The following is a 25,751-nucleotide window of genomic DNA, read 5'->3' on the forward strand; positions in this document are numbered from 1 at the left end:
GGTCAGCTACCGGTGACCTTCTGGTAGGCGGCGAGATCGGCGTCGAGATCCTTCAGCACGGCGTTCCAGTCCGGCACCCACACGTCTACACCGGTCAGTACGCCGGCCGGCGTGTTGGGTCCCGCCGCCTCCCCTGACGAGCCGGCGAGTGACTCGAGCACCGGAATGCCGAGAGCCTCGGGGGCAACGGTCTTCTGGACGTCCTCCGACACCAGGAACGCCAGCAGCTTCTTGGCGCCGTCGGCGTGCGGGGCGCCCTTCGTGACACCACCGACGTACGGCAGCGACACGGTGGTCTTCGTGCCGTCGGCGGTCGCGGGGATGAAGACGCTGAACTTGGAGCCGTCATCCTTGATCGAGCCGAGGTTCATCTGCACGTCGCCGTTGGCCACTAGCAGCTCGCCGTTGCTGACCTTCGGCTGCAACTTGCCGGTCGACGACGAGGGACCGACGTTGTTGGCTTGCAGCTTGCCGAGGTAGTCCAGCGCCGCCGGCTTGCCCATCAGATGCTGAAGCAGCACCAACACGGCGGTACCGTCACCGGCCTGTCCCGGCGTCGAATACTGAAGCTTGCCCTTGTATTCGGGGGCGAGCAGGTCATCCCACGTGGTGGGCTGCGGGTTGGCGCCGGGGTTGGCGATGAAGCTGAGTGCGTTGTCGACGATGGGCACGTAGTTGCCGCCGGGGCCGACCTGTTGGGCCGCGATGCCGCTGGTGTCCACGCCACCGGACTGCAGCAGACCCGACTGATCGGCCTTCTGGATGAATGGCGGCAGGGTGACCAATAGGTCCGCCTGCGGGTTGGACTGCTCCTTCTCCACGCGCGAAACCACCTCGCCCGAGCCGGCTTCCACCAGGTTGACGTTGATGCCGGTGCTCTTGGTGAAGGCGTCGAACTGGGTCTTGTACCAGGTGGCCAGACCGTCGGCGCTGTACACCGTGACGGTTTCGCCGCTCCCCGATCCCGAGGATCCGGTGCCACCGCACGCGGTCAACGCGAGGGCCAGCACGGCGGTGGACAGCGCGGCCAGGGTCTTGCTGCGTTTCATGTCTTCAGTCCTTGGGTTGGTGGTCGAGGATCAGGTCGGCGAACTGCGTGACGGTCGGCACCACGTGGGTGGCCCCCGCGGCACGCAGCCGTTCATCGTCGTGGGCACCGGTGAGAGTTCCTGCGGCGATGGCACATCCAGCCCGCAGGGCACTCTGCACGTCGTTGCCGGTATCACCAAGGGCGGCGACGTTGCCGACCCCGTCGACGCCGAGACGCATCAGCGCGGTGAGGATGAGGTCCGGATACGGACGCCCACGCACTCCGTCACCGGGGGCGAGCACCAGGTCGGCGATGGACTGCCAGCCGAGCGCGGCGAGCAACTTCTCCTGCGTGGTGCCGCTGAAACCCGTGGTGAGAGCGACCTTCACGCCCGCATCGCGAAGGCGGGTGATCGCCTCGGCCGCGCCGTCGATCGGCGTGGCATGGCCGTCGTCGATCGCTGCGGCGTAGGCATCCTCGAACGCGGCGTTGGCGCGCTGCGCGAGTTCCTCGGTGCCGAACAGCGCCCGGAATACGACGATCTTGGACTGGCCCATCGTGTCGAGCACGTACTGGCGGGCCCGCTCGCGCTCGTCACCGTCGGCGGGTGGTAGGCCGGCCGCCGTCGCGGCGGCCTCGAACGAGGCGACCACCAGTCCGTCGTCAGCCACGGTGGTGCCTGCCATGTCGATGACGGCGAGTTGAATGCTGTTGTCAGTCAACGTGTTCCTCCTCATAGGTCGAGCACATCGGCGGTCTGCTCGGCGATCGCGGGGCCGAGGGTCATGCCGCGTCCACCCGGTCCGGTGATCACCCAGACGCCCGTGGCCGCTTCCGTTCTGGACACCAACTGCCCAGGGTCGAGGCATTGGCTGTACACGCCCGCCCAGCGGCGCCGGACGGCCGGCAACGGGCGACCGAGGAACTCTTCGACGAGGGCGACCAGGTAGTCGTACGGCGCATCGTCGACGTCGAAGGCGAAGGGCTCGTCGTACTCGTGGGTGTCGCCGATGGTCAAGCCACCGTGCAGGCGCTGCACGCAGAGCAGTTGCATGCGGCCCTCGGCGGCGACCGGATCCTGAGGTTCGTCGTGCCGTAGGTCGTCCAGCGCGCTGCCCGCGAAGCCCGGGTAGTAGCGGAAGCTGTCACCGTCGGCAATGGCCGTGGTCAGTGGTTCGTCCAGGGGGTCGGTCTGCATCATCTGCAGCCGAACGCGCCGCACCGGGAGTTCGCCGGCGATCTCGCGGATCAGGCCGCCGTGCGTGGCACCCGGGCACATCAGCACCACGTCACCCTCGTGGCGTCCACCGCGGTCGTCGCGGACCACGGTGCCGTCGACCGCGCGTGCCTCGGTACCCGGCACGAACTCATATCGGCCGGTGGCGGCGAGGTACCCCCGGATGGCGGGCAGGGCCTGTCGGGACTCGACGGCACCGTCCCGCGAACAGTGCAGGGCTGCAACGAACTTCCCCCTCAGAGCGGGGTTGATCTCCCGCGCTCGGTCGGGTTCGAGGAGGGTGAATCCCCTGGCTTCGGCGTCGGCACGCGCGACGACCTGCTCGGCCACCGCGATCTCGCGGCGCGTGCGCAGCAGGGTGAGCGAGCCGGCGGGCCGGAAGCCGACGCCCGGAATCCGGTCGCCGATCTGCTCCCACAACTCACGCGCGCGGAGGGACGCCGCGAGCTCGTGTTCGGCGCGGCCGGAGACCCAGACCAGGCCGAAGTTGCGAACGGTCGCCCCGCGCGCTTCCTCTTCGCGTTCGAGCTGGATGACGTGGTGGCCGCGTTCGACCGCCTCCAGTGCGTGGGCGGTTCCGAGGATTCCGCCGCCGACGATCGTGACGCGCATGTGCAGTGACCTTTCAGACTCGGGAAGACCGGCTGCGGAAGCGCCCGTGATGCCAGCCCGAACAGCAGGTTAACAATTGGTATAGACCAATTCGGGTTAAGCTCTCGGGGATGAACGTGCTTGCCGAGACGGCCCTGTTGCTGTCGTCCCTGCGTGGCGTCTGGGACGAGGACGCCGTCGACGAACTCGACCACGCGCTGCAGTCGGCCGCCCGCGCCATCGACGACGGGGCCGACGACGAGCTGGTGCTCGCCGCTGCCCTGCACGACCTGGCGCACAGCCCGCTGTTCGACGAGACCGCCGCCCTGCGGCACGACGAGGCGGCCCGGCGGTGGCTGACACCGCGCTTCGGCGCACGGGTGGGGTGGCTGGCCGGGCAACACGTCGCCGCCAAGCGGTATCTCGTCACCACGGAGCCCGGCTACCTCGACGGCCTGACCCCGACGTCGGCGGAATCGCTGCACCTCCAGGGCGGCGCGGGCGTGGACGCCGCCCTCCTCGCACATCCCTGGTGGCCCGATGCCGTGCGGCTCCGGCGGTACGATGACGCCGCCAAGGATCCCGAGGCGCACGCCCACGGCCGGGCTGCGACAATCGACGACGTGCTGGCCATCGCGGATCGGTCACTGCGGCAGCGGATGTCGATGTGAGCAAGCCGTATGCCATCCGCACCGCGCTCGAGGAGATTCTCGACGATCTCGTCGAGGGTGACGCCTTCCCACCCGAGCGCGAGCTGGCGCTGCGTTTCGGCGTCGCGCGCGAAACCGTCCGCCAGGCTCTGCACGAACTGTTGGTGGAGGGTCGCATCGAACGTCGCGGCCGCGGCACGGTGGTGTCGAAACCGAAGCTCGTTCAACCGCTTTCACTAAGGTCCTACACCGAGGGTGCGCTGCGAATGGGCCGCAAGCCCGGCAGGCTCCTGGTCACCTGGGAGGACGTCGAGGCGGCGCCGGAGCTGGCTGCCGCGCTGGAGGTCGCCGACGGCGCCACCGTCATGCACCTCGAGCGGGTGCTGCTCGCCGACGGGCAGCGCATCGGGCTGGAGAGCACCTATCTGCCCGGGCATCGCTTCGGAGCGTTCACCGAGACGTTCGACCCGACGACGTCGCTGTATGCGGCCATCCGCGCAACGGGCGTGCACTTCGGCTCTGCGGTCGAACGCGTCGAGACGGTTCTGGCCACACCTCGTGAGGCCGCGCTGCTGGAGTCCACGACCGCCATGCCGATGCTGCGGCTGCACCGTCGATCGTTGGATACCGACGGCCACCCGATCGAAGTCGTCCGCTCGTTGTACCGGGGTGACCGGGTCGCGTTCGAAGCGCTGCTCCAAGACCGTGATTGACAGTAGGGTCGTGGACATGGCCGACTTTCATCCCGACCTCGCGCGCGCCGCGCGGCTGGCTCCCCGCAGCATGATCACCCCGCGCTCGTTGCCGGTGTTCCGCGTGGCGGCACGCCTGATGGACCGGCGCACGCCGGCCGATGTCGACGAGCTGACGCTGGCCTCGGGGGTTCGGGTGCGCCTGCATCGACCGGCCACCTCGGTGCCGGGCCCGGCCCTGCTGTGGATCCACGGCGGCGGCTACATCATCGGCAGCGCTGCGCAGGACGACGTCGTCTGCCGCCGGTTCGCCAGCGCGTTGGGCGCCACGGTCGCCGCCGTCGACTACCGGCTGGCGCCAGAACATCCCTATCCCGTCCCGCTCGAGGACTGCTACCGCGCGCTCTCCTGGCTGGCCGGGCTGCCCTCGGTCGATCCGGCCAGGGTGGCGATCGGTGGCGCGAGCGCCGGCGGTGGCCTCGCCGCCGCCCTGGCCCTGCTGGCGCGCGACCGAGCCGAAATCGGCGTCGCTGCACAGCTGCTCGTCTATCCGATGCTCGACGACCGGTCGGCCACCCAAGACGGGCTCGACGACCACCGGCACCGTCTGTGGACCCAGAAGTCCAATGTCTACGGCTGGGCCAGCTACCTCGGGGACGCCGACCCCAACGTCGCCGTACCGGCGCGCAACCCCGATCTGAGCGGGCTGCCGGCCGCCTGGATCGGCGTCGGCTCCAATGACCTGTTCCACGACGAGGACCTCGCCTACGCCGAACGCCTGCAGGCAGCCGGCGTGCAGTGCGCTGTCGAGGTGGTGCCCGGCGCCTTCCACGGCTTCGACGGGGTCGTTCCGAAAGCGCCTGTCTCGAAGGCGTTCTCGGCCAGTCAGATCGCGTGGCTGCGTGGGGTTCTCACGCCCTCGGGAACTCCAGCAGATCGGATCGGATGACTCGTGGCATAGGGGTCAGTCGAGCGGGTTGGAGCGCGTGACGATCAGCGGATCCGCGGGGGTGAACGGGAACTGCGGCAGGTCGTCGAGGTGGGTGCCGAATGCGGCGGCCAATACTTCTCTCGAGTAGGCGCTCGCCGAGGCGCGGTAGCCGATGTCGGCCGGGAACGGCTGATCGAAGAAGATCAGGAAGTGCCAGTCGTCGGGGCTGATGTTCTCGATGTGATGCGGGTAGGCGCGGGGGATGAAGTACACGTCGCCGGTCGTCATGGTCCACGTGTCAAGGGTGCCATCGGGATTCATCACGGTCATGCGTGCGTCACCGTGCTGCACGTAGCCCATCTCCGCGGTGACGGGATGCCAGTGCGGTTCCCGCATGCCGTCCTCGGTGATGCGTAGCGAGTACATCGAGATGTCCTTCAGCGCCGGCCAATACTGATCGCGGGCGAACCGGGCATTCCCGCTGACGTAGTTCAGTCCCGGCTGCTGGGCCTCGATATCGAACTTGTGCGGATCACGAAAGTAGGCGCCGTCCGGAATCATTGGAGGGCCGACGCGGGCTGCGAGCCTGTGGTCGGTGGTGGTCCGGCGGATCTTGGACAGGTCGGCGGCCGGCAGGTCATAGGTGTTGCCGAGCACCGCATCGCTGAAGGCGCCGAACGTGGCGCCGAAGCCGAAGTCCTCGGGGCGTTCGTGGCGGAAGGCGATGATGAATTCGGCGATGTCTTCGCCGACGTTCTCGATGTGGTGCAGCGAGCCGGACGCGGCGTGGAACATCTGCCCGGCGGTGATGACGAAGCTGGAGAACTTGCTGCCGTCGTCCAGGATGGACACCAGAGCGGTGCCCGACACGCAGTAGGTGAGCTCGTTGGCGTTCGCGTGCCAGTGCGGTGTGCGCATCGCGCCGGGGTTCAGCAGCACCCGTTTGATGGACAACCCCTTGAGGATCGGCAGATCGTCGACGGTGACTCGTCGCATCGAGCCCAGGTCGGACTCCTCGACGATCTCCCCGTCGAGGAGCGAGACGGTGTGGCTGCTACGGGTGTCTGACGTGCTCACGTATGCATCTCCTCGGTGTGTTCTCCTCGCCCCGACGGGCCTGTCACGTACTTTCCCTCGAGCGCGCTCCAGTGTCGCCGATGCCGGCCATCGTCCGCACCAGGTCGCGCCATCACGGTCGCTCGTACACGACACGGCCCTCGACGACCGTGGCGGCCACCAGCTCTGCATCGAGTTCGCGCAGCACCTCGGCGGGCGGTGCAGCGAGGAGGCAGAGGTCGGCGGGCTCGCCGGGGCGGACGGCCCGCGGAATCGCCAGATGTTCTGGTGCGCCGAGGAAGGCGGTCAGCGCGGTGCGCGCCGGGATGCGCTCCCGATCACCGAGGACGACGCCCGACGACGTCGTCCGCCGCACCGCGGCCCGCATCGCCGCCCAGGGATCGGATTCGCCGAACGGGAAGTCCGTCGACAGTGCCAACGGGATCCCCGCGGCGAGGAGCGACGCCACGCGCCACAGCTGGTGGTGTTCGTCGGGCGGCACGTCGCCGAGGTATTGGTCACCCCGTTCTGCGACGAAGTTCGGTTGCGTGACGACGCCGACGCCGAGTTCGACGAGATCCCCGACGCAGTCGTCCGGCACGACCGCGGCGTGCTCGATGCGGTCCCCGCGGCGAGTTCCGGCCGCGCGCAGCGCTGCGATGGTGACGACGAGTTGTGCGGCAGTCACGCAGTGCAGGGCGGCGATGGCACCCGCTGCGTGGCGGTCGGCGATCCACGAGGTCAGCTCGTCGAGGTCGAGGTCATCGTCGTGCAGGATGCGCTTACCGGGGGCCAGGCAGTGCACGCGCTGCAGAAGCTCGCCGTGGCGGCGCGCCTCGGCGAACCTCACGACGTCTTCGACACCGAGATCCGGTGTGGCGTCGGTTAATCCGGTGACACCGTAGGAGGCGAGTCGGCGGCTGACATCGGCCAGGCCGGTCTCTCGACGGGCCAGCGCCCCAGACCAGCTCGGGTCGGCGCTACGCAGCCGGCCGTCCGGGTGGTCGGGTAGGCCGACGCGCGCCAGGCCCGCGGAGTTCAGGGTCCACATGATCCCGCTGCGGTGCTGCACCCGCACCGGCACCGGCGGCGACAGTGCGTCGAGCGCCGTCCGGTCCAGCTCTCCGGCGACCGCTTCGTGGTAGCCGACCGCGCGGACCCAGCCGTCGTCGCCGATGGACGCGGTCGCCAACGCGGCCCGAAAGTCGTTGTGATCGTGCACTTGGCGGGGACCCACATTCACCGATGTGGTGGCGGCCGCAGCGGAGTGCACGTGCACGTGATGGTCGTGCAGCCCAGGGATCACGGTGCAGCCGGAGGCGTCGAACACCGATTCGCCAGGGGCGGGCACCAGATCGAGGGCAACCTCGACGACGTGGTGCGCGGTCCTGATGTCGGCGACGGTGCCGTCGAGGAGGTGAGCTCGCTGAATCAGCACGAGGTCGCGCTCCGTTCCTCGATCAGGCGATCCACGGAATCGTCGTCGGCCCCGACGTCCGACGCCCGGGGCTGCGGAGCGGGCGGACGCGGAAACAATGCGTCCCAGCGTGCGTCACCGGGCAGTTGGGGCAGTGCGGCGTAGGTCGCGGCCACCGCCGCCATGGCCACCTCGACGACCTCGCCGCCGCCGCGCGCCAGTGACTCGGCGACGGCCAGTGTCGCGTGCAGGCCCGTGAGCGGATCGGCGATCGCATCCCCGCAGAACACCGGACCGTCGGAACTGCGGCCGACCAGCCCGCCCGCGACTGCGGCGTCGTCGCCGAACGCGGGATGCTCGCGACCGGTGCTGTATCCGCTGATGCGCACCCATACGCGGCCGGGCCTGGCGGTGACGTCGTCGGGGCCCAGACCGCGGCGACCAAGCGCCGACGGTCGAGAGGACTCGATGACGACGTCGGCCGCCTCGAGAAGGGCGCGTAGTCGAGACAGGTCATCGAAGTCGATTGTGCCACAGATCTTTCCGGCGTTCACCCAGTCGAAGAAGGCCGGCGAGCCAGCCCGGGTCCCATCGGGTCTGGCCGCGGACTCGAGCTTCACGACGGTGGCACCCGCGCGACGAAGCAACTGTCCACACAGGGGGCCGGCCCACATCGAGGATAGGTCCACGACCACCAGATGCGACAGCTCACGCGGCGGTGCGGTCGGACCGACGCGACGCACGGCGGGGGCGCAGGGGGCGGTCTCCCCCAGCACCGCCGCGGGCAGGTCGAGCAGCCTGGCTCGGTCGACGACCGTGGCGCTGGACCGTTCCCCGGCCCACGCGCGAACGACTTGCCACGGATCGTCCTGCCGCGCAGCCGATTCGATCAGCGCGGGCACTGCCTCGACGTCGTCGGGCCTGGACAGCGTCAGCGCACACCACCCGTCGCGCGTGGCGAGGAGCCGGGTGGCGCCACCCGGGGAGATCCGGCCCCGCCGGGTCAGTCCGAGCAGGGCCGCGCGACCGGTGAGCAGTTCGCCGGCGTCCACGGCCACCCCGAGGTGGCGGTGCAGGTTGGCCGCCGTGGACCGAGCCGCGGCGAGCACGCCGGCGCGCGAGAAGTCGGGTGGACCCGACGGCAGCCCGGTGAGGTGGGCCAGCCCGCTGGCTCCCCACTCCCGCTGCACCGCGTCCATGGGGTCCATCATCGTCGCCAATGGGCTCGGCTAGTACAGAAGCGCCGTGAATCTCCAGTCCAGCACCGGCCGATCCGGCTCGCCGACGGCGTAGACCAGCGAGCGGAGCACGAGGACGCCGCCCCGACCGTCGGGTAGGGGCGTTGCGTCGTCGACGTGGATGTCGCTGTAGAGCGTGTCGCCCTCGTGCACGGGGCCGATGTGGTCGCAGTAGTGCCAGCCGAGCACCGTGACGAGGTTCGGCAGGGCGCGGGTCACCTGGGCGAGGGCCAACCCGATGGTGTGCCCGCCGTAGACCAGTCGTCGGCCGGCGACCCGGACGTCGTGATGGGTGGCGGCGATGTTCAGCGACAGTCTGGCCAGTTCCGGTGCGCTGCTGACCACGTCGGCGGTGCTGCGAAAGTCCGAGCCGGTGATCGTCGCGTCGAAGTGCGGGCCGGGGACCCGGGCGCGAAACGCGTCGGCGTCCCAGTCGGCGGTCGGATCCGGGGGCGCGGCCGCGTCGGTGCCGATGGCCGCGAGGTCGTCGGCGTGGCCGGTGTCGCCGACGCCCTCGCGCAACGGGAGCATCGCGCAGCGGTAGAAGTCGAGCACCAGCCGGTCGGCCTGGTCGATGGTGGTCATCCGGAGCGCGGCGAGACCGGTCGGGGGTCGCCCCGGTTTCAGCGAATTCTGCTTCAGCCCAACGACTTCGGTGCGGGTGTACAGCGTATCGCCGATCGATGGGAAGCGGTGGAACCACAGGCCGCGGTAGAAGAGATTGGCCTTCACCCGCTGGGTGGCCACCGTGCTCTGCCCGATGGCCAGGTCGCAGACCAGACCGGGATGCGCCAGCGTCCCAGGGGCCCCGGTGACGGCGTGGGTGAGCGTCTGGTCGAGCGGCAGTCGCAGCAGGTCGCCGAGGATCGACTGATGCACGGCGGCGGCACCGGCGGTCAGTGTCATCGACGGCGCCCAGTCGAAGACCTGGCCGACGTGCAGATCGTCGAAGTGCGGACCGCCTTGGATATGGCCTGACAAAGTCACAGCGTCACATGCTGGCGTCTCATGGTAGATGTGTCAATATGGCCGTACATATGAACCTGAATGACGAAGAACTCATGCTGGTCGAGACGGTGCGCGCGTTCGTCGACCGGGACGTCAAGCCCACCGTGCGCGAGGTCGAGCACGCGAACTCCTACCCCGAGGCGTGGATCGAGCAGATGAAGCGCATCGGGGTCTTCGGGTTGGCCGTGCCCGAGGAGTTTGGCGGCACGCCGGTGTCGACGCGGTGCTACGTGCTGGTCACCCAGGAGTTGGCGCGCGGCTGGATGAGCCTGGCGGGGGCGATGGGCGGCCACACCGTCGTCGCCAAGCTGTTGGACCTGTTCGGCACCCCAGAGCAGAAGCAACGCTACCTGCCTTCCATGGCGACCGGCGAGATCCGCGCGACGATGGCGCTCACCGAGCCTGGCGGCGGTTCGGACCTGCAGGCCATGACCACCATCGCCCGACCCGACGGTGACGACCTGGTGATCAACGGCACCAAGACGTGGATCAGCAACGCGCGCCGTTCAAGCCTGATCGCCCTGCTATGCAAGACCGATCCGGCGGCGGCGCCCAAGCACCGGGGCATCTCGATCGTCCTGGTGGAGCACGGTGACGGCCTCACCGTGTCGAGGGATCTGCCAAAGCTCGGCTACAAGGGCGTGGAATCGTGCGAACTCTCGTTCGCGGACTACCGCGTGCCGGCCACGGCCGTCCTCGGCGGAGCGCCCGGCAAGGGCTTCGCCCAGATGATGAAGGGTCTGGAGACCGGTCGCATCCAGGTGGCGTCGCGGGCCCTCGGCGTCGCCACCGCGGCGCTGGAGGACGCACTGGCGTATGCGCAGGAGCGCGAGAGCTTCGGTGTGCCCATTTGGAAGCATCAGGCGATCGGTCACTACCTGGCCAACATGGCGACCAAACTGACTGCTGCGCGCCAACTCACGTTCCATGCGGCCGACCGCTACGACAGCGGTGAGCGCGCCGACATGGAGGCGGGGATGGCCAAGCTGTTCGCCTCCGAGACCGCCATGGAGATCGCCCTCGATGCCGTGCGGATCCACGGTGGCTACGGGTACTCCACCGAATACGACGTCGAGCGATACTTCCGTGATGCCCCGCTGATGATCGTCGGTGAGGGCACCAACGAGATCCAGCGCAATGTGATCGCGGCGCAGCTGGTGACACGCGGCGGCATCTGATCATGCGGCCCGCACCGGCGTATCAAGCTCTGCGCCAGACACTTCGAGACGACATCGCCGCCGGCGCATATCGGGATGGTGTGCGGCTGCCCACCGAATCCGAGCTCGTCACGCGGCATCGACTGTCGCGACAGACGGTGCGGCGGGCGTTCCAGGACCTGGTGGCCGAGGGTCTGGTGTACCGGGTCCCCGGCCGAGGGACGTACGCCCGCGATGATGCCTTCGCGGCGGGCCCTCGGTATCTGCGTCAGCTCGGCTCGATCGAGGACCTGATGAGCCTGTCCGACGACACGACCATGGAGGTGCTCAGCGGTCTCCGGCGCAGGGTCGACGTCGATGCGGCGAGCCGGCTGCGGCTCTCCGACGACGTCGTCTACACCGTGGTCTTCCGCCGCCTGCACGGATCCGACCCGGGCGTGCCGTTCGTGCTGACACGGGTGCACCTGCCGGAATGCATCGCCAGGCCCGTGCTCGACTCGGCCGACCTATCCGACGGCGCGGTCAGCACCAACACCGTCATCGGGCTGACTGAGCCGCATCTCGGCGGGCAGATAGCTCAAGCGGCGCAGTCGATTACGGTCTCTGTCGCCGATGACGACGTGGCTGCCGCGGTCGGGTGCGATCCGGGACATCCCATGCTGCGGGTGGACAGGCTGTACTCCGATGCCGACGGCGTCCCCGTCGAACTGGCCGTCAGCCACTTCCTGCCCGAGCAGTACACCTACCGCGTGACCCTGCGCCGCACCACCTAGCGCCCTCGCGATTTCGGCGCGGAAACGCTCGCCCAGCGAACGTTCTCGCGCCGAAATCACTAGGGGGTGAGGGAGTCGACGAGTCCCCAGTCGAACGCGGTCGCGGCGTCGATCGTCTGACCCGACAGCACCAGGTATGCCGTCCGCCAGCGTCCGATCCGCCGCGTGATGCCGACGGTGCCGCCGGCGCCGGGGAGCAGTCCGAGCGACAGCTCCGGCAGGCCGAACACCGCGTCGGGGGTAGTCGCGACGTGTCCGCAGAACGCCGCCATCTCGAGCCCGCTGCCCAGTACCCGGCCGTGCACCTCGGCCCGGCAGGAGGCACCGAGTCGCGCCGTGATCTCGTCGAGGACCAGCGCCGGACTGTGCCGCGTGCGCGCGAGATGCGCTGCCGCAGGGTCGGCGAACGTCCCGAACTCGGCGAGATCGCCTCCACTACAGAAGGATCGACCATTGCCCGACAGCACCACTTCGGCGACCGTCGGGTCCAGGCGGGCTACCTCGAGCGCCTCGAGCAGGGCGGCGCGAGCGTCGGTGGAGAAGGCGTTGTGGCGCTGCGGCCGGTTGAATCGCACGTACAGCGTGTCACCGTCACGCTCGGCGAGGACCGGGTCGGCCAGTTGCGGCACCGCGGCAGGCCCGCGCTCGGCGAGCCAACGGGCGAACTCCGGTCCGGCCTGCAGGGTCGAATAGGCCAACGACTCGGTGATCACGCCCGCGAACGTCGACGCCGCGGGGTCGAGGGCCCGCAGCACGTCATCGCACACCGCCGCGGCGATCGGCCAGTGGGAGACCCGTTCCGCGATGGTGTCGAAGGCCGCCGATACCGACGGCACGGTGATCGCGCGCCGATCGTCACCTTCGGCCTCCGTCAGCGACAAGCAGGCGCTCTCCAGCGAATCCGTCTCGATCAGCGTGCCGTCGGCGACACCGACGTGTTTCACGAGTACTTCTTGATCAGCTCCTGCTTGTACAGCTTGCCCGTATCGGTGCGCGGCAACTGCGCCTCGAACGATATCGACCGCGGGCACTTGTAGTGCGACAGCCGATCCCGCAGCCAGGTCAGCAGCTCGCCGGCGAAGGCGTCGGTGGCGTCGGCCTGGTCCACCGTCTGCACGACCCCCTTGACGCGCTGGCCCATCTCCTCGTCCGGGATGCCGAACACGGCGGCGTCCATCACCAACGGATGCGTCACCAACACGTTCTCCGCCTCCTGCGGGTAGATGTTCACGCCACCGGAGATGATCATGTGATGCCGTCGATCGGTCAGGAAGAGGTAACCGTCGTCGTCGAGATAGCCGATGTCCCCCACCGTCTTCCACCCGCGGGCGTCGCGCGAGGACGCCGTCTTGCCGGGGTCGTTGAGATACTCGAAGTCGAACCCGCCCTCGAAGTAGATCTCCCCGGCCTGACCGGCGGGCAGCTCGTTGCCCTCCTCGTCGAGAATGTGCAGCACGCCCGTCATCGGCTTGCCGACCGATCCCGGGTGGGTCAGCCAGTCCTCGGCGGTGATGAGCGTGGAGCCGATGGCCTCCGAGGAGGCGTAGTACTCGTCGATGATGGGGCCCCACCAGTCGATCATCTGCTTCTTGATCTCCACCGGGCACGGCGCCGCGGCATGCATGACTCGCTCCAGACTGCTGACGTCGTACGAATCACGAACGGCCTGAGGCAGTTTCAGCATCCGTGTGAACATCACCGGGACGAACTGGCCGTGCGTGATCCGGTACTTCTGGATGACCTCCAGTGTCGCCACGGGATCGAACTTCTCCAGGATCACGGTGGTGATGCCGCCGGCCTGCGTCTGCATCGACCACACCGACGGAGCGGTGTGGTACAGCGGCGCCGGACTCAGATAGACGGCGTCGGGGTGCATCCAGAACGCGACGAGCGCCGCCATCAAACCCGGCACCTCGGCGGGCGGTAGGTGCGGCAGTTCGCGCTTGATGCCCTTCGGCCGACCGGTGGTTCCCGAGGAGTACTGCAGCAGATCGCCCTCGATCTCGTCGTCGAGCGGGGTAACGGGTTGGTCGGCAACGCATTCCGGATACCGCTGCCACCCGTCCAGTTCCCCGTCGACGATGAGTCGAATGGCGGGAAGCCCGTTGGGCAGCTCCGCACCCAGACCGGCGAGGGTGTCCAGCAGGCCGCCGGAGCCGACGATTGCCTTCGCGTTGCTGTTGTCGACGATGTAGGCGACCTCGGCCGCCGTCAGGTGGGTGTTGATCGGCACGTAGTACAGCCCCGCCCGGCGCGCCGCCCACATCACGGCGTGCATGTGCTCGCTGTTCTCCATGAGGATCGCCACCGCGTCGCCCTCGACGAGGCCGGCCGAGCGGAACAGATGCGCCAGTTGATTCGCCCTGGCCTCCAACTCACCGAACGTGACCACCACACCGGACGGATGCATGATGATGGCCGGCTTGTCGGGGGTCGCTGCGGCGGTCTCGCGAATCTGCATGAGGTGACTCTACGACGACCGAAGTTGACGGGTGTCAACCAGGTCACCACACCCGGCCGAGCAGACGTAAAAGGCCCTGGATCACGTGGATCGAGGGCCTTTTACGTCTGCTCGCGCACGCTCGCGGGGGCTAGGGGGTTAGTCGGCGTCGGCCAGTCGCTGCTTCAGCGCGTCGAACTCGTCCTTGATGCCGGTCGGCAGCTTCTCGCCGACGAACTCGAACCACTCCTCGATCAGCGGGATTTCCTTGCGCCATTCCTCGGCGTTGACGGCTAGCGCCTCGTCGACGTCGGAGGCGTCCACGTTCAGGCCCTCGAGGTCCAGATCGGCTGCGGTCGGCACGATTCCGATCGGCGTCGACTTCCCGTCCGCGCGGTGCTCGATGCGATCGATCGCCCACTTCAGCACGCGGCTGTTCTCGCCGAAGCCCGGCCAGAGGAACCGGCCGTTGTCGCCGCGGCGGAACCAGTTCACGAAGAACACGGCGGGCATCTTCGACTCGTCGGCGCTCTTGCCGACGTCGATCCAGTGCTGCATGTAGTCGCCCACGTTGTAACCGATGAACGGCAGCATGGCCATCGGGTCGCGGCGGACGGTGCCGACCTTGCCCTCGGCGGCGGCAGTGGTCTCGGAGCCAAGGGTGGCGCCGATGAACACACCGTGCTGCCAGTCGCGGGCCTGGGTGATCAGCGGAACGGTCGTCTTGCGGCGGCCACCGAACAGGATCGCCGAGATCGGCACGCCCTGCGGGTCATCCCACTCGGGGGCCAGTGTCGGGCACTGCGAGATCGGGGTGCAGTAGCGCGAATTCGGGTGCGCAGCCTTGCTTTCCGTCTCCCGTAAATTCCAGTCCTGGCCCTTCCAGTCGATCAGGTGGTCGGGCTCGCCCTCGAGACCCTCCCACCACACGTCACCGTCATCGGTCCTGGCGACGTTGGTGAAGACGGTGTTACCCGCGGCGATCGTCTTCATCGCATTCGGGTTGGAGTCCCAATTGGTGCCCGGCGCGACGCCGAAGAAGCCGAACTCCGGGTTGACGGCGTAGAGCCTGCCGTCCTTGCCGAAGCGCATCCACGCAATGTCGTCACCGACGGTCTCGGCACGCCAGCCGGGGATCGTCGGCTGCAGCATCGCCAGGTTGGTCTTACCGCACGCCGACGGGAACGCCGCGGCGATGAAGTAGGCCTTGTTCTCCGGCGAGATCAGCTTGAGGATCAGCATGTGCTCGGCGAGCCAGCCCTCGTCGTGGGCCATCGCCGACGCGATCCGCAGCGAGTAGCACTTCTTGCCCAGCAGCGCGTTGCCGCCGTATCCGGATCCGTAGCTCCAGATCTCGCGGGTCTCGGGAAAGTGGGTGATGTACTTGGTGTCGTTGCAGGGCCACGGCACGTCGGCCTGGCCCTCCTCCAGCGGAGCGCCGATCGAGTGCAGCGCCTTGACGAAGAACCCGTCATCGCCGATCTTGTCGAGCGCGGCCTTGCCCATCCGCGTCATGGTCCGCATCGAGACGACGACGTATTCGGAGTCGGTGATCTCGACGCCGAGCTTGGGATCATCGGCACCGAGGGGACCCATGCAGAACGGCACCACCCACAGCGTCCGGCCGCGCATCGAACCGCGGTACAGACCGCTCATCAGCGCCCGCATCTCGGCGGGATCCATCCAGTTGTTGGTCGGGCCCGCATCGATCTCGCGGGCCGAACAGATGAAGGTCCTGGACTCGACGCGCGCCACGTCGGACGGATCGGACAGCGCCAAGTAGGAGTTCGGCTGCTTCTTGTCGTTGAGCTTCTGGAAGGTGCCCGCCTCGACGAGCTGGGCGCAGAGGCGCTCGTACTCCTCGTCGGAACCATCGGCGAACATCACGCGGTCGGGCTGAGTCAGCTCGGCAACCTCGCGAACCCAGGCGAGCAGCCCCTCGTGTTTGGTCGGCGCATTGTCCAGACCGGGAATGGTCGCTGAGGTCATCAAAATCTCCTGCTGGCGGTCTCGGTTATACCTGGCTTGAGGTTAACGTGGGTGACATACCCGCGGTAAATCGGGAGTATGTCCGTTGTCTCACAGGAACGATTCAGATTGGCGATTCCGGCAGAATCGACGGCGAAATTCCGGCGAGCTCCCCATTCGTACTGGTCAGTAACATTTCCGACCGGGTTTCCGCCCCCGCGAAATCCAGGGCCAGCAGCCGCTCCGCGACCACCGCTTCGGCGTGCCACCGCACCGCCCCCACCACCTCGGTGACCCATCGGTCGAGCAACGCGCGCTCGTGCAGCAGACCCCGGGTACGCACCACCCACGCCATCAGAGCCAGCCCCATGGCCGCGCCCGCCGCCCATCCCGCGGCCGCCAGTCCCGGCGCGATACCCGCGAGGAGCCGGCTCGACGCCAGGGCGATCCCCAGTCCGAAGCCGACGCCGAGCACCGCCATCAGCCGGCCCTCCAATCCCCGCGCCGACGCCGGCGACCGGCTCACCCCGGGCGGGGGACGATGGATTGGCGCGGGCGGGTCGACCCCGAGTGCGGTGGCGGCGGCGTCGATGGCGCGGGTGATCTCCACGTCCAGCCCGGCGAGGAACTGGTCGACCCTCCCCCGCGCAAGTGTCTCGAATGCCACCGATCCGCCGACGGGAACTGCCGACGCGGCGTCGCGAAGTTCGGCCCGCAGCTCGGCGCACCCGTCCCTGACGAAGCGCAACAGGCCTAGGCGGGCGCGCTGGAGCACTCCTCTGGCCGCCGACGCCCGTCGCGCGGCGGCAACACGGCCCCGCGATGCCCGAAAAGCGCTCCGCTGCAACTGATTCCGGCGGGGCAGGTCTGGGTCGGCGAGGCGCACGTCCAGCTCGGCGAGCAGCTCGCCGAGCCACGGCTCACCGAGATCGGGTGCGGCGGCGACCCCCACCCACGGCATCGCCGCTGCGCGGGCGTCCCACGCCGAGACGAGCTTCCGGTCGGCATCCGCGACGTCCCGCCATTCCCGATGGGCATCGACCTTGGCCACCACGCCGACCACCAGGTCGGCACGTGCCGCGGCGGGCGCGACCAGCACCCAGTCCGACCGGGTCACCGGTGCCACCGCCGACACGACGACGAGCACGGCGTCGGGCGGACGTTGCCGCGCGACCCCGTCGATCCCGACGATCGTCAGGTCGGGTCGTTGACGACGCAGGCCGTCGACGACACCGCCGATGCCGGACAGAGGCGGCCCGACGACGAGGATCACCTTGCCGGTGGCCGTCATTGCATCCGGGCGAGGAGGCGCAGCGAGCCCCGCGCGATGTCGGCGCCGCATCGGCGATGCAGGTCGTTGACCGGCCCACGGCAGTAGCGACGCCAGCGGATGGCCCGGTCGAGGTGGGCGGCCGCCGTGTCACCTCGGTCGACCGGGAGGCCGGCGGCCTCGATCACCTCGACGGCGGCGCCCATCGTGGCCAGCACCGTGACGTCGTCGGCCAGTAGGTCCGAGACGGCGACGGCATCGGATCGTGCTGCGAGCGCACGCAATTCAACGACCGCCGCATGCAACCGCAGGTACCTGACCCTGGCCGAGGCCGTCTCGAGCGCAGCGGTCACCTCGTCGAGGTTGCCAAGCGCTGACAGGTACCCGCCCAGCCGCTGCGGTTCGGTCCCGCCGGCGAGCGCGAGAACGGCGTGCGCGATGCCGAACCTGTCGAGGCGCGCCAGGAGCCGGGCCCGTACGTCGCGTTCGACCGAATGGGGTTGCTCGACGAAGACCTCTACACCGGTGAGGTCCGGCGGCTCGGTGACGAACACGCGCAGCGCTGCCAGCAGTTCGGGGTCGAGCCCGTCGCACTCCAGTGCCGCCAGCAGCCCCACCACCGCGATCACCGGGACTCCGGTCAGCCGCTCCACCGCGATTGCTCGCCGACGCGCCACGGCGATCGGTCCCCCCGGGCCCTTCCCGGCGAGGTCGGCCTTCGTCAGCAGGATGAGGAGCGGCCGTCGAGCCGACCGCACCACCGCGAGCTCCTCGGGCTTGGCGGTCTCGGCGATCACCAGCACGTCGACGTCGGCATCGGCACCGGACGGCGCGACGGGCACGCTACGGTGTCGCAGCGCCGCCTCCACGCGACCCCGGCCGACACCCGGCCGGCCGAGCACCGCAACGCGCACCGGCCGCCGGAGACGCGCGATGATCGGCGTGAACGGTGCGACGCCAAGCGTCTCGGCGACGCGGGTCAGCTCGCCGGTGAACGGATCTGTCACGTCTTCCACCCCCGACATTCATCGTCGCACCCCCGCAGGCCCTCCCCTGGCGGACATTCTGGCCCGCAGTGGTAGCCGAAGAAGGCAACTGTTGGGTATCGAAATGCACCACGATGCGGGTACACAGTGCGCGATGAGCGACCATGGACGGATGCACGTGCAGCGCGAGGAGGCCTGGGAGGCGGCTACCGAGTCGTCGACCGAGCCGTCGACCGGCGCGGCCCCGTTCCTCGCGCACCCGCATCCGCGGATCGCAAGCTTCCGGTCCCGCCGATCGGCGCTGTCCGGTCTGCAGCGCGAAACCTGGGATCGACGCTGGCCGGAGCTGGGCATGCAGGCCAGGGATTCCGACGGGAACCTCGCCGGAACGCTGGACGCAGAGGCCTGGTTCGAGCGTTCGGCGCCCCTGGTGCTGGAGATCGGCTGTGGCACCGGCGTCTCGACCGTGGCGATGGCCGAAGCGGAGCCTCATCTGGACGTGCTCGCGGTCGAGGTCTACAAGCGTGGCCTCGCACAGCTGCTCAGCGGCATCGACCGCCAGCGCCTCACCAACGTGCGCCTGATCCGCGGTGACGGTGTCGACGTGCTCGAACACCTCCTCACCCCGGCGTCGTTGACCGGCGTACGGGTGTTCTTCCCGGACCCCTGGCCCAAGGTGCGGCACCACAAGCGCCGGCTGATCCAGCCCGCGACGGTCGCGTTGATCGCCGACCGGTTGCGGCCTGGCGGAATTCTGCACGCCGCCACGGATCACCCCGGATACGCCGAACAGATCGGCGAGGTCGGCGACGCCGAACCCAGACTGCGCAGGGTGAGTGCAGACGCGATCACGGGAGCAGCGGCCGAGTTGCCGATCTCGGTACGACGCCCCGTCACCAAGTACGAGGACAAGGCGCAGCGCGCGGGCAGCCCCGTCGCCGAATTCCTGTGGGAGAAGTGGTGACCGCCGCATGAGCGTCTCGGAGGACTTCGACATCGTCGGAGGCGTCGACGGCGACCGCGACGGCGAAGATCGCGCCGAGCACCCGTTCCAGGGTCTTCAGCGGGTGTTGCTGGTCTGGGATGCACCAAATCTCGACATGGGCCTCGGCTCGATTCTGGGTGGTCGCCCGACCGCCGCTCACCGCCCGCGGTTCGACGCGCTCGGTCGTTGGCTGCTGGCCCGCACCGCCGATCTGTCCAGCGCGCGGTCCCCCGACGAACCAACCGTCACGTTCGAGCCCGAGGCCACGGTCTTCACCAACATCGCGCCCGGTAGCGCCGACGTCGTCCGACCGTGGGTGGAGGCGTTGCGGAACGTGGGTTTCGCAGTCTTCGCCAAACCCAAGATCGACGACGACAGCGATGTCGACAGCGACATGCTCGACCACATCGAATTGCGTCGCAGCGAAGGCCTGGCCAGCGTGTTCGTCGCCTCGGCCGACGGCCAGGCGTTCCGCCTGCCACTGGAGCAAATCGCCCACGACGGCATCCCGGTCAGCGTTCTAGGATTTCGCGAACATGCCAGTTGGGCGCTAGCGTCGGATACCTTGGAGTTCGTCGACCTCGAGGACATCCCCGGTGTCTTCCGAGAGTCGCTACCGCGAATCGGCCTTGATTCGCTGCCCCAGGAAGGGGCGTGGCTACAACCGTTCCGGCCACTGTCGTCGCTGCTTACCTCGCGCGCGTGACATATGAACAAGCCGAGGCAGAGAACTTGATGAAGATCAGTTAGGAGCTCACGTGTTCGCCTGGTGGGGTCGGATGGTGTACCAGTTCCGATACGCAGTGATCGGAATCATGGTCGCACTGTGCGTTGGTGGCGGCATCTACGGCGCCAGCCTCGGACAGCACGTGACCCAGAGCGGTTTCTACGACGACACCAGCCAGTCGGTGGCCGCCTCGGTGTTGGCCGATGACGTCTACGGTCGCGACCGCCTGAGCCACATCGTGGCCGTGCTGGACGCGCCCGAGGGCAAGAAGGCCAACGACCCGCAATGGTCCAAGCAGGTGAAGAGCGAGCTCGACGCGATCGTCGCCGACCACCCCGACCAGATCCTGTACTGGCGGGGCTACTTGGAGAATCCCTCCGGAGACCCGACCACCAACGCCGCCCTCGCCAACGACGGCACGCGCACCTTCGTCGTCATGCCGCTCAAGGGCGACGACGACGACACCATCCTCAAGAACTACAAGATCATCGAGCCCGATCTGCAGACCGTCGACGACGGGAAGATCAAGCTGGCCGGCCTGCAGCCGATCGCCAGTGAGCTGACGGGCACGATCGGTGACGACCAGAAACGCGCCGAGGTGGCGGCCATCCCGCTGGTCGCGGTGGTGCTGTTCTTCGTCTTCGGCACCGTGATCGCCGCCAGCCTGCCCGCCATCATCGGTGGGCTGACGATCATGGGTGCGCTCGGCATCATGCGGCTGGCCGCCGAGTTCACCCCGGTGCACTTCTTCGCCCAGCCCGTGGTGACCCTGATCGGGTTGGGCATCGCCATCGACTACGGCCTGTTCATCGTCAGCCGGTTCCGAGAGGAGCTGGCCGAGGGGTACGACACCGAGGCGGCCGTCCGCCGCACGATGATGACGTCCGGCCGTACCGTCATGTTCTCCGCGGTGATCATCGTGGCGTCCTCGGTGCCACTGCTGCTCTTCCCGCAGGGGTTCCTCAAGTCGATCACCTACGCGATCATCGCGTCGGTGATGCTCGCGGCGGTCATGTCGAACACCGTGCTCATCGCCGCATTGGCCGTCCTCGGCCCCCGCGTCGACTCGCTCGGGGTCAAGTCGCTGATCAGCTTCGCCGTGCCCGACACGATCAAGTCCGATCCCGCCAACCCGAAGAAGAACACCCTTGCCCTCGCCGCGATCCCGGCGGGCATCCTGCTTCCACCGATCGGCATCGCGGTCGGCCACGTCGCCCGATCCCAGATCAAGAAGACCGGCGAGCAGGGGGCGGGCCTGGCCTACATCGGCCTGGTGTTCGCCTACCTCGGCACCTACGGCGGGCTCGCCTACGGCTGTTACGCGCTGCGGGATGCCGACGTCATCGAGGGTGCGCTGTTCTACATCCTGCTGGGCATCGTCATCTTCTGCGCGTCCGTCACCGCGATCCTCGCCCTGGCGCGGTACATCCCGTTCATTCGCCGGATCACGGTCTGGTGGTTGCACTTCCTCGCCGACAAGACCCAGAAGACGAAGACCCGCGAAGAGGTCGAGAAGGGCTTCTGGGGCACGCTGGTCAACAAGGTGATGAAGCGGCCGGGCCTGTTCGCCCTGCCGATCGTGATCGTGATGATCCTTCTCGTCATCCCGCTGGGTCAGCTGGCACTCGGCGGCATCAGCGAGAAGTACCTGCCCCCGGACAACGCGGTGCGCCAAGCGCAGAACGCATTCGACTCCAGCTTCCCCGGCTACCGCACCGAGAAGTTGACGCTGGTAGTCCAGGGCGCGAGCCCCGAGCAGCTCGCGCAGGTCAAGAGTGAGGCGGCGCAGGTGACCGGCTTCACCGGCACCTGGGACGAGCGCCCCGTCGCGCCGGACGTCAAGGATGCGGCGATCCCGATGGGCGCCAACGGTCAACCGTCGCCGTGCTTGAACGAGGATCTGCCGTGCGTGCTGCAGAACGGCTTGGAGGTGCGCAATGACGCCTCCAAGAAGATCGACGAGCTCCGCAGCATCTCGGCGCCCAAGGGCGTGACCATCTGGGTCGGCGGCACACCGGCCCTCGAGCAGGACAGCATCCACAGCCTCTTCTCGAAGCTGCCGCTGATGGTCGTGGTGCTGATCCTCACGACCACGGTGCTGATGTTCCTGGCGTTCGGTTCGCTCGTGCTCCCGATTAAGGCCGCGTTGATGAGTGCCCTGACGCTCGGTTCGACGATGGGCATCCTGACGTGGATGTTCGTCGACGGGCACGGCTCGGGCCTGATGAACTACACACCGCAGCCGCTGATGGCGCCGATGATCGGGTTGATCATCGCCGTCATCTGGGGTCTGTCGACCGACTACGAGGTGTTCCTGGTCTCCCGCATGGTGGAGGCCAGAGCGCGTGGGCTGTCCACGGCGGAGGCGATTCGCATCGGTACGGCCACGACCGGCCGGTTGATCACGGGCGCCGCGCTCATCTTGGCGGTGGTCGCGGGCGCGTTCGTGTTCTCCGACCTGGTCATGATGAAGTACCTGGCCTTCGGCTTGCTGCTGGCACTTCTGCTCGACGCGACCATCATCCGGATGTTCCTGGTCCCCGCGATCATGAAGATGCTGGGCGACGACTGCTGGTGGGCACCTCAGTGGATGAAGCGCATCCAGGAGCGGCTGGGACTCGGCGAGGTGGAACTGCCCGACGAGCGCAGACGGCCCACGGCCCGCGAGCCCGAGGTGGACGCCGAAGCACTCGTTGGCGCCGGGGCACCGATCCGTGCCCTGCCGCCCCACGATCCCACGCATCCGCAGGGCGGACGATCGCTGACGACGGGCAAGGTCGCGCCGCAGCGGGTCAGCCCGCCGTCGGCGGCCGGGACGACCCGCATCCCGACCGCGTCGGCGCCCGTCGCCGAACCGCCGACCACCCGGATGCCCGCCGCGCCCGCCGATCAGACGACCCGGCTGTCCACCCCCGACGTGGCCACGACACGCACCCCGCGGGTCGACCCGAACCGCCCCGCCACCCCGCCGAGGAGCCCGGCCCCCGCCAGGGGATCCAGCTCGCGCGGTGCCAGTGCCACCGGTAGCCGTGAGATCGAGTCGTGGCTGGGCGATCTGAGGGGTGGCGCCACGGGATCTGGCTCACCGCCAGAAGATCAGCGGCCCACCACGACCGGCCGACATCAGCCGCCCGCCCCGGCGGCCGAGCCGCCCACCACGGCAATTCCCGCCCAGCGGGAGCCGGAGGCCGAACCGTCGACCGAGAAGATCGACATGCGCGAGACCGAGGAGAATCCCAAGCGCCGCGGCGGTGGGATGAGCGCGGCAGATCTGCTTCGCCGGGAAGGCCGGCTCTAGTCGTCCTCGAGGTCGTCGGCCCTGCCCTCGATGGGCGGTCCGACGTTGGCGGCGAGAGCGGCTTCCTCCACGGCCGGATCGTCGGCGAGAAGCACGCGTGCCGCGCTGTTGAGGACCGCCACGATCGGCACTGCGAGAAGGGCGCCGACGATCCCGGCCGTGACCCCGCCCGCCGTGATCGCGAGCACCACCGCGAGCGGATGCAGTGACACCGCCCGGCCCATCACGAGCGGCTGCAGCACGTGCGCCTCGAGTTGCTGCACGGCGATGATCAAGCCGAACGTGATCGCGGCGTAGATCCACCCCTTGGCGATGAGCGCGACGATCACGGCCAGGACGCCGGTGAGGACCGCACCGACCAGGGGGATGAAGGCGCCCAGGAAGACCAACGACGCCAGGGGCAGCGCGAGGGGAATCCCCATGATCGCCAAGCCGGTGCCGATGCCGATCGCGTCGACCAGTGCCACCAGGAACGTCGCGCGGACGTAGCCGATCAGCGAGTGAAACCCGGCGCGGCTGGCATCACGCACCCGGTCCCGCACGGTGAGAGGGAAGACCTTCGTGACGAAGGCGAAGATGTTGCGCCCGCCCTGCAGCAGGAAGATCAGCGTGAACAGCATCAGCAGCGCGCCGGTGACGATCTCGGTGATGGTGCCCGCGGTGGACAGCGCCCCGCTGGTCAGCTTCGACTGATTGTTCTTCAGCGCCTCGATCGCGGTGTCCGTGGCGCTCTTGATCTGGTCGTTGCTGAAGTGCGACAGCAGCCCGGTGTTCAGCGAATTCCTGGCGTTGGTGATGCTGAGAGTCACCTGGTCGATCAGCGCGGGCGCCCCCTGAATGAACTGGCTGACGACGAACGTCAGGATGCCACCCACCACGATGATGCTGCTCAGGATGACCGCGGCGACGGCCGCGCCACGGGGCAGCCCGCGACGGTCGAGGTGGTCGACGAGCGGCAACAGCATCGCCGTCACCATCGTCGCGAGCAGGACCGGCACGATGATGACCTCGAGGTGTATCACCACCCAGAACAGGGCCGCCAGCGCGCCCATGATGATCAGCAGTCGCCACGCCCACGCGGCGGTCTTGCGGACCAGGGGGTGCACCGCTGCGTCGGCCTGCGGGTCTAGCGACAAGGGGAAGCCCTCTGGCATTCCGGTAGCGTAACGACTCGCCGAGCGCGATCCCGGCAAGCTGGTCCGGCGGTCGCGCGCCGTTACCCTGTAGCCGTGTCGCAGGACGCCCCGCACGAGAGGAGCGAAGCGACCCGCGAGCGCGGCAAGTACTGGTGGGTGCGCTGGGCGCTCATCGGTGTCGCGGTCACCGTGCTCAGCGTCGAAGTGGCGCTGGTGTGGGACCAGCTCGCCAAGGCCTGGCGAAGCCTCCTCTCGGCCAACTGGTGGTGGGTGCTCGCGGCCGTGCTGGCGGCGCTGGCCTCGATGCACAGCTTCGCCCATATCCAGCGGACCCTGCTCAAGTCGGCGGGCGTGATCGTCAAGCAGTGGCGGTCGGAGGCCGCGTTCTACGCGGGTAACGCCCTGTCGACGACGATGCCGGGTGGCCCGGTGCTCTCGGCGACGTTCGTCTACCGCCAGCAACGCCTGTGGGGCGCGTCGCCCATGGTCGCGTCGTGGCAGCTGGTCATGTCCGGGGTGTTGCAGGTGGTCGGCCTGGCACTGCTCGGTCTCGCGGGCGCCTTCCTACTCGGCGCCAGCAAGAACCCCCTGTCGCTGATCTTCACCCTCGGCGGTTTCGTCGCGCTGCTGCTGTTGGCGCAGACCGTGGCGTCGAACCCCCAGCAGATCGACGGCATCGGCGTGCGGCTGCTGTCCTGGGTGAACTCCGTGCGCGGCAAGCCGGCCGACACCGGACTGCACAAGTGGCGCGAGATGCTCGTCCAACTCGAGTCGGTCAGCCTGACCCGCCGCGCCCTGGGGACGGCGTTCGGCTGGTCGCTGTTCAACTGGGTGGCCGACGTCGCGTGTCTGGCCTTCGCCGCCTACGCCGCAGGCGGCAAGCCGTCGCTGGCGGGTCTGACGGTGGCCTACGCGGCGGCGCGGGCGGTCGGATCCATCCCGCTCATGCCCGGCGGCCTCCTGGTGGTCGAAGCCGTCCTCGTCCCCGGCCTGGTGTCCAGCGGCATGACGCTGGCGTCGGCGATCTCGACGATGCTCATCTACCGGTTGGTCAGCTGGATCTTCATCTCGTCGATCGGCTGGGTGGTGTTCTTCTTCATGTTTCGCACCGAGAAGGACGTCGATCCCGATGCGGTCCTCGAACCCGAGACCGGGCCATAG

At 68.6% G+C, this 25,751-nt stretch carries 22 protein-coding genes; 9 read left to right on the plus strand and 13 right to left on the minus strand.

All coding sequences use genetic code 11. The features are described 5' to 3' along the window. Positions 1-2: 2 nt before the first annotated feature. From QUE68_RS27030 to QUE68_RS27040, 3 genes are read right to left on the minus strand one after another with little or no spacing between them, the layout of a single operon-like run. Complete coding sequence (locus tag QUE68_RS27030; RefSeq protein ID WP_284234222.1) at positions 3-1,049, minus strand: 2-aminoethylphosphonate ABC transporter substrate-binding protein; 1,047 nt, start codon at positions 1,047-1,049, stop codon at positions 3-5. Between the two features lie 4 nt (positions 1,050-1,053). Then, the gene (locus QUE68_RS27035; protein ID WP_284234224.1) at positions 1,054-1,767 is read right to left on the minus strand and encodes a phosphonatase-like hydrolase; all 714 of its coding nucleotides are present in this window, start codon (positions 1,765-1,767) and stop codon (positions 1,054-1,056) included. Next, complete coding sequence (locus tag QUE68_RS27040) at positions 1,764-2,879, minus strand: TIGR03364 family FAD-dependent oxidoreductase (RefSeq protein WP_284229755.1); 1,116 nt, start codon at positions 2,877-2,879, stop codon at positions 1,764-1,766. Before QUE68_RS27040 ends, QUE68_RS27035 begins: the two co-directional genes overlap by 4 nt. Positions 2,880-2,989: 110 nt before the next feature. Here QUE68_RS27040 and QUE68_RS27045 point away from each other — a divergent pair, with 110 nt between their 5' ends. The 3 genes from QUE68_RS27045 to QUE68_RS27055 are packed head-to-tail and all read left to right on the plus strand — an operon-like array spanning position 2,990 to position 5,149. Further along, positions 2,990-3,529, plus strand: a complete 540-nt coding sequence (locus QUE68_RS27045) for an HD domain-containing protein (protein WP_284234227.1) — start codon at positions 2,990-2,992, stop codon at positions 3,527-3,529. Then, positions 3,526-4,221 carry a GntR family transcriptional regulator gene (locus QUE68_RS27050; RefSeq protein ID WP_284229759.1) on the plus strand — a complete coding sequence of 232 codons (696 nt, stop codon included), beginning with the start codon at positions 3,526-3,528 and terminating at the stop codon, positions 4,219-4,221. The genes QUE68_RS27045 and QUE68_RS27050 overlap by 4 nt, the downstream gene beginning before the upstream one ends. Positions 4,222-4,231: 10 nt before the next feature. Then, positions 4,232-5,149 (plus strand): alpha/beta hydrolase, encoded by a 918-nt coding sequence (locus QUE68_RS27055; RefSeq protein WP_454786443.1) that lies wholly within the window; start codon positions 4,232-4,234, stop codon positions 5,147-5,149. A gap of 15 nt (positions 5,150-5,164) precedes the next feature. Here QUE68_RS27055 and QUE68_RS27060 read toward each other — a convergent pair whose 3' ends face one another. The 4 genes from QUE68_RS27060 to QUE68_RS27075 all read right to left on the minus strand — a co-directional run bounded on the left by QUE68_RS27060 (position 5,165) and on the right by QUE68_RS27075 (position 9,829). Continuing rightward, a complete protein-coding gene (locus QUE68_RS27060; RefSeq protein ID WP_284229763.1) occupies positions 5,165-6,208 on the minus strand; it encodes a cupin domain-containing protein in 1,044 nt (347 codons plus the stop codon). Between the two features lie 112 nt (positions 6,209-6,320). Next, positions 6,321-7,625: an amidohydrolase family protein gene (locus QUE68_RS27065; protein WP_284229764.1), complete on the minus strand. Its 1,305-nt coding sequence runs from the start codon at positions 7,623-7,625 to the stop codon at positions 6,321-6,323. Then, complete coding sequence (locus QUE68_RS27070) at positions 7,619-8,803, minus strand: CoA transferase (protein WP_284229766.1); 1,185 nt, start codon at positions 8,801-8,803, stop codon at positions 7,619-7,621. The genes QUE68_RS27065 and QUE68_RS27070 overlap by 7 nt, the downstream gene beginning before the upstream one ends. A 30-nt stretch (positions 8,804-8,833) precedes the next feature. Continuing rightward, on the minus strand, positions 8,834-9,829 hold the full coding sequence (locus QUE68_RS27075) for a MaoC family dehydratase (RefSeq protein WP_284229768.1): 996 nt from the start codon (positions 9,827-9,829) through the stop codon (positions 8,834-8,836). 50 nt (positions 9,830-9,879) lie between these two features. On the opposite strand from QUE68_RS27075, the gene QUE68_RS27080 reads away from it, so the two are divergent. Together QUE68_RS27080 and QUE68_RS27085 are read left to right on the plus strand one after the other, a co-directional pair. Next, entirely contained in the window at positions 9,880-11,028 is a 1,149-nt protein-coding gene (locus tag QUE68_RS27080) for an acyl-CoA dehydrogenase family protein (protein WP_454786317.1), read from the plus strand. A 2-nt stretch (positions 11,029-11,030) separates the two neighbouring features. Next, positions 11,031-11,780: a GntR family transcriptional regulator gene (locus QUE68_RS27085; RefSeq protein WP_284229772.1), complete on the plus strand. Its 750-nt coding sequence runs from the start codon at positions 11,031-11,033 to the stop codon at positions 11,778-11,780. A 59-nt stretch (positions 11,781-11,839) separates the two neighbouring features. Here QUE68_RS27085 and QUE68_RS27090 read toward each other — a convergent pair whose 3' ends face one another. The 5 genes from QUE68_RS27090 to QUE68_RS27110 all read right to left on the minus strand — a co-directional run bounded on the left by QUE68_RS27090 (position 11,840) and on the right by QUE68_RS27110 (position 18,465). Next, positions 11,840-12,694 carry an enoyl-CoA hydratase/isomerase family protein gene (locus QUE68_RS27090; RefSeq protein ID WP_284231425.1) on the minus strand — a complete coding sequence of 285 codons (855 nt, stop codon included), beginning with the start codon at positions 12,692-12,694 and terminating at the stop codon, positions 11,840-11,842. Between the two features lie 26 nt (positions 12,695-12,720). Further along, complete coding sequence (gene fadD4, locus QUE68_RS27095) at positions 12,721-14,241, minus strand: fatty-acid--CoA ligase FadD4 (protein ID WP_284229774.1); 1,521 nt, start codon at positions 14,239-14,241, stop codon at positions 12,721-12,723. Between the two features lie 138 nt (positions 14,242-14,379). Then, the gene (locus tag QUE68_RS27100; RefSeq protein ID WP_286274719.1) at positions 14,380-16,209 is read right to left on the minus strand and encodes a phosphoenolpyruvate carboxykinase (GTP); all 1,830 of its coding nucleotides are present in this window, start codon (positions 16,207-16,209) and stop codon (positions 14,380-14,382) included. Positions 16,210-16,312: 103 nt separating this feature from the next. Next, the gene (locus QUE68_RS27105; protein ID WP_286274720.1) at positions 16,313-17,479 is read right to left on the minus strand and encodes a hypothetical protein; all 1,167 of its coding nucleotides are present in this window, start codon (positions 17,477-17,479) and stop codon (positions 16,313-16,315) included. Then, positions 17,476-18,465, minus strand: a complete 990-nt coding sequence (locus QUE68_RS27110) for a P-loop NTPase family protein (protein WP_286274721.1) — start codon at positions 18,463-18,465, stop codon at positions 17,476-17,478. Before QUE68_RS27110 ends, QUE68_RS27105 begins: the two co-directional genes overlap by 4 nt. Positions 18,466-18,598: 133 nt before the next feature. Between QUE68_RS27110 and trmB the strand changes: the two genes are divergently transcribed. From trmB to QUE68_RS27125, 3 genes are read left to right on the plus strand one after another with little or no spacing between them, the layout of a single operon-like run. Next, entirely contained in the window at positions 18,599-19,408 is an 810-nt protein-coding gene (trmB, locus tag QUE68_RS27115; protein ID WP_284234235.1) for a tRNA (guanosine(46)-N7)-methyltransferase TrmB, read from the plus strand. A 7-nt stretch (positions 19,409-19,415) separates the two neighbouring features. Continuing rightward, entirely contained in the window at positions 19,416-20,135 is a 720-nt protein-coding gene (locus QUE68_RS27120; RefSeq protein WP_286274722.1) for an NYN domain-containing protein, read from the plus strand. Between the two features lie 52 nt (positions 20,136-20,187). After that, complete coding sequence (locus tag QUE68_RS27125; protein ID WP_286274723.1) at positions 20,188-23,454, plus strand: MMPL family transporter; 3,267 nt, start codon at positions 20,188-20,190, stop codon at positions 23,452-23,454. Here the strand turns inward: QUE68_RS27125 and QUE68_RS27130 are convergent. Further along, the gene (locus QUE68_RS27130; protein WP_284229787.1) at positions 23,451-24,608 is read right to left on the minus strand and encodes an AI-2E family transporter; all 1,158 of its coding nucleotides are present in this window, start codon (positions 24,606-24,608) and stop codon (positions 23,451-23,453) included. The two genes, QUE68_RS27125 and QUE68_RS27130, sit on opposite strands and share 4 nt — an antisense overlap. A 75-nt stretch (positions 24,609-24,683) precedes the next feature. Here QUE68_RS27130 and QUE68_RS27135 point away from each other — a divergent pair, with 75 nt between their 5' ends. Next, positions 24,684-25,751: a lysylphosphatidylglycerol synthase transmembrane domain-containing protein gene (locus QUE68_RS27135; protein ID WP_284229789.1), complete on the plus strand. Its 1,068-nt coding sequence runs from the start codon at positions 24,684-24,686 to the stop codon at positions 25,749-25,751.

It is taken from the genome of Mycolicibacterium sp. TUM20985 (assembly GCF_030295745.1).
Lineage (GTDB): Bacteria > Actinomycetota > Actinomycetes > Mycobacteriales > Mycobacteriaceae > Mycobacterium.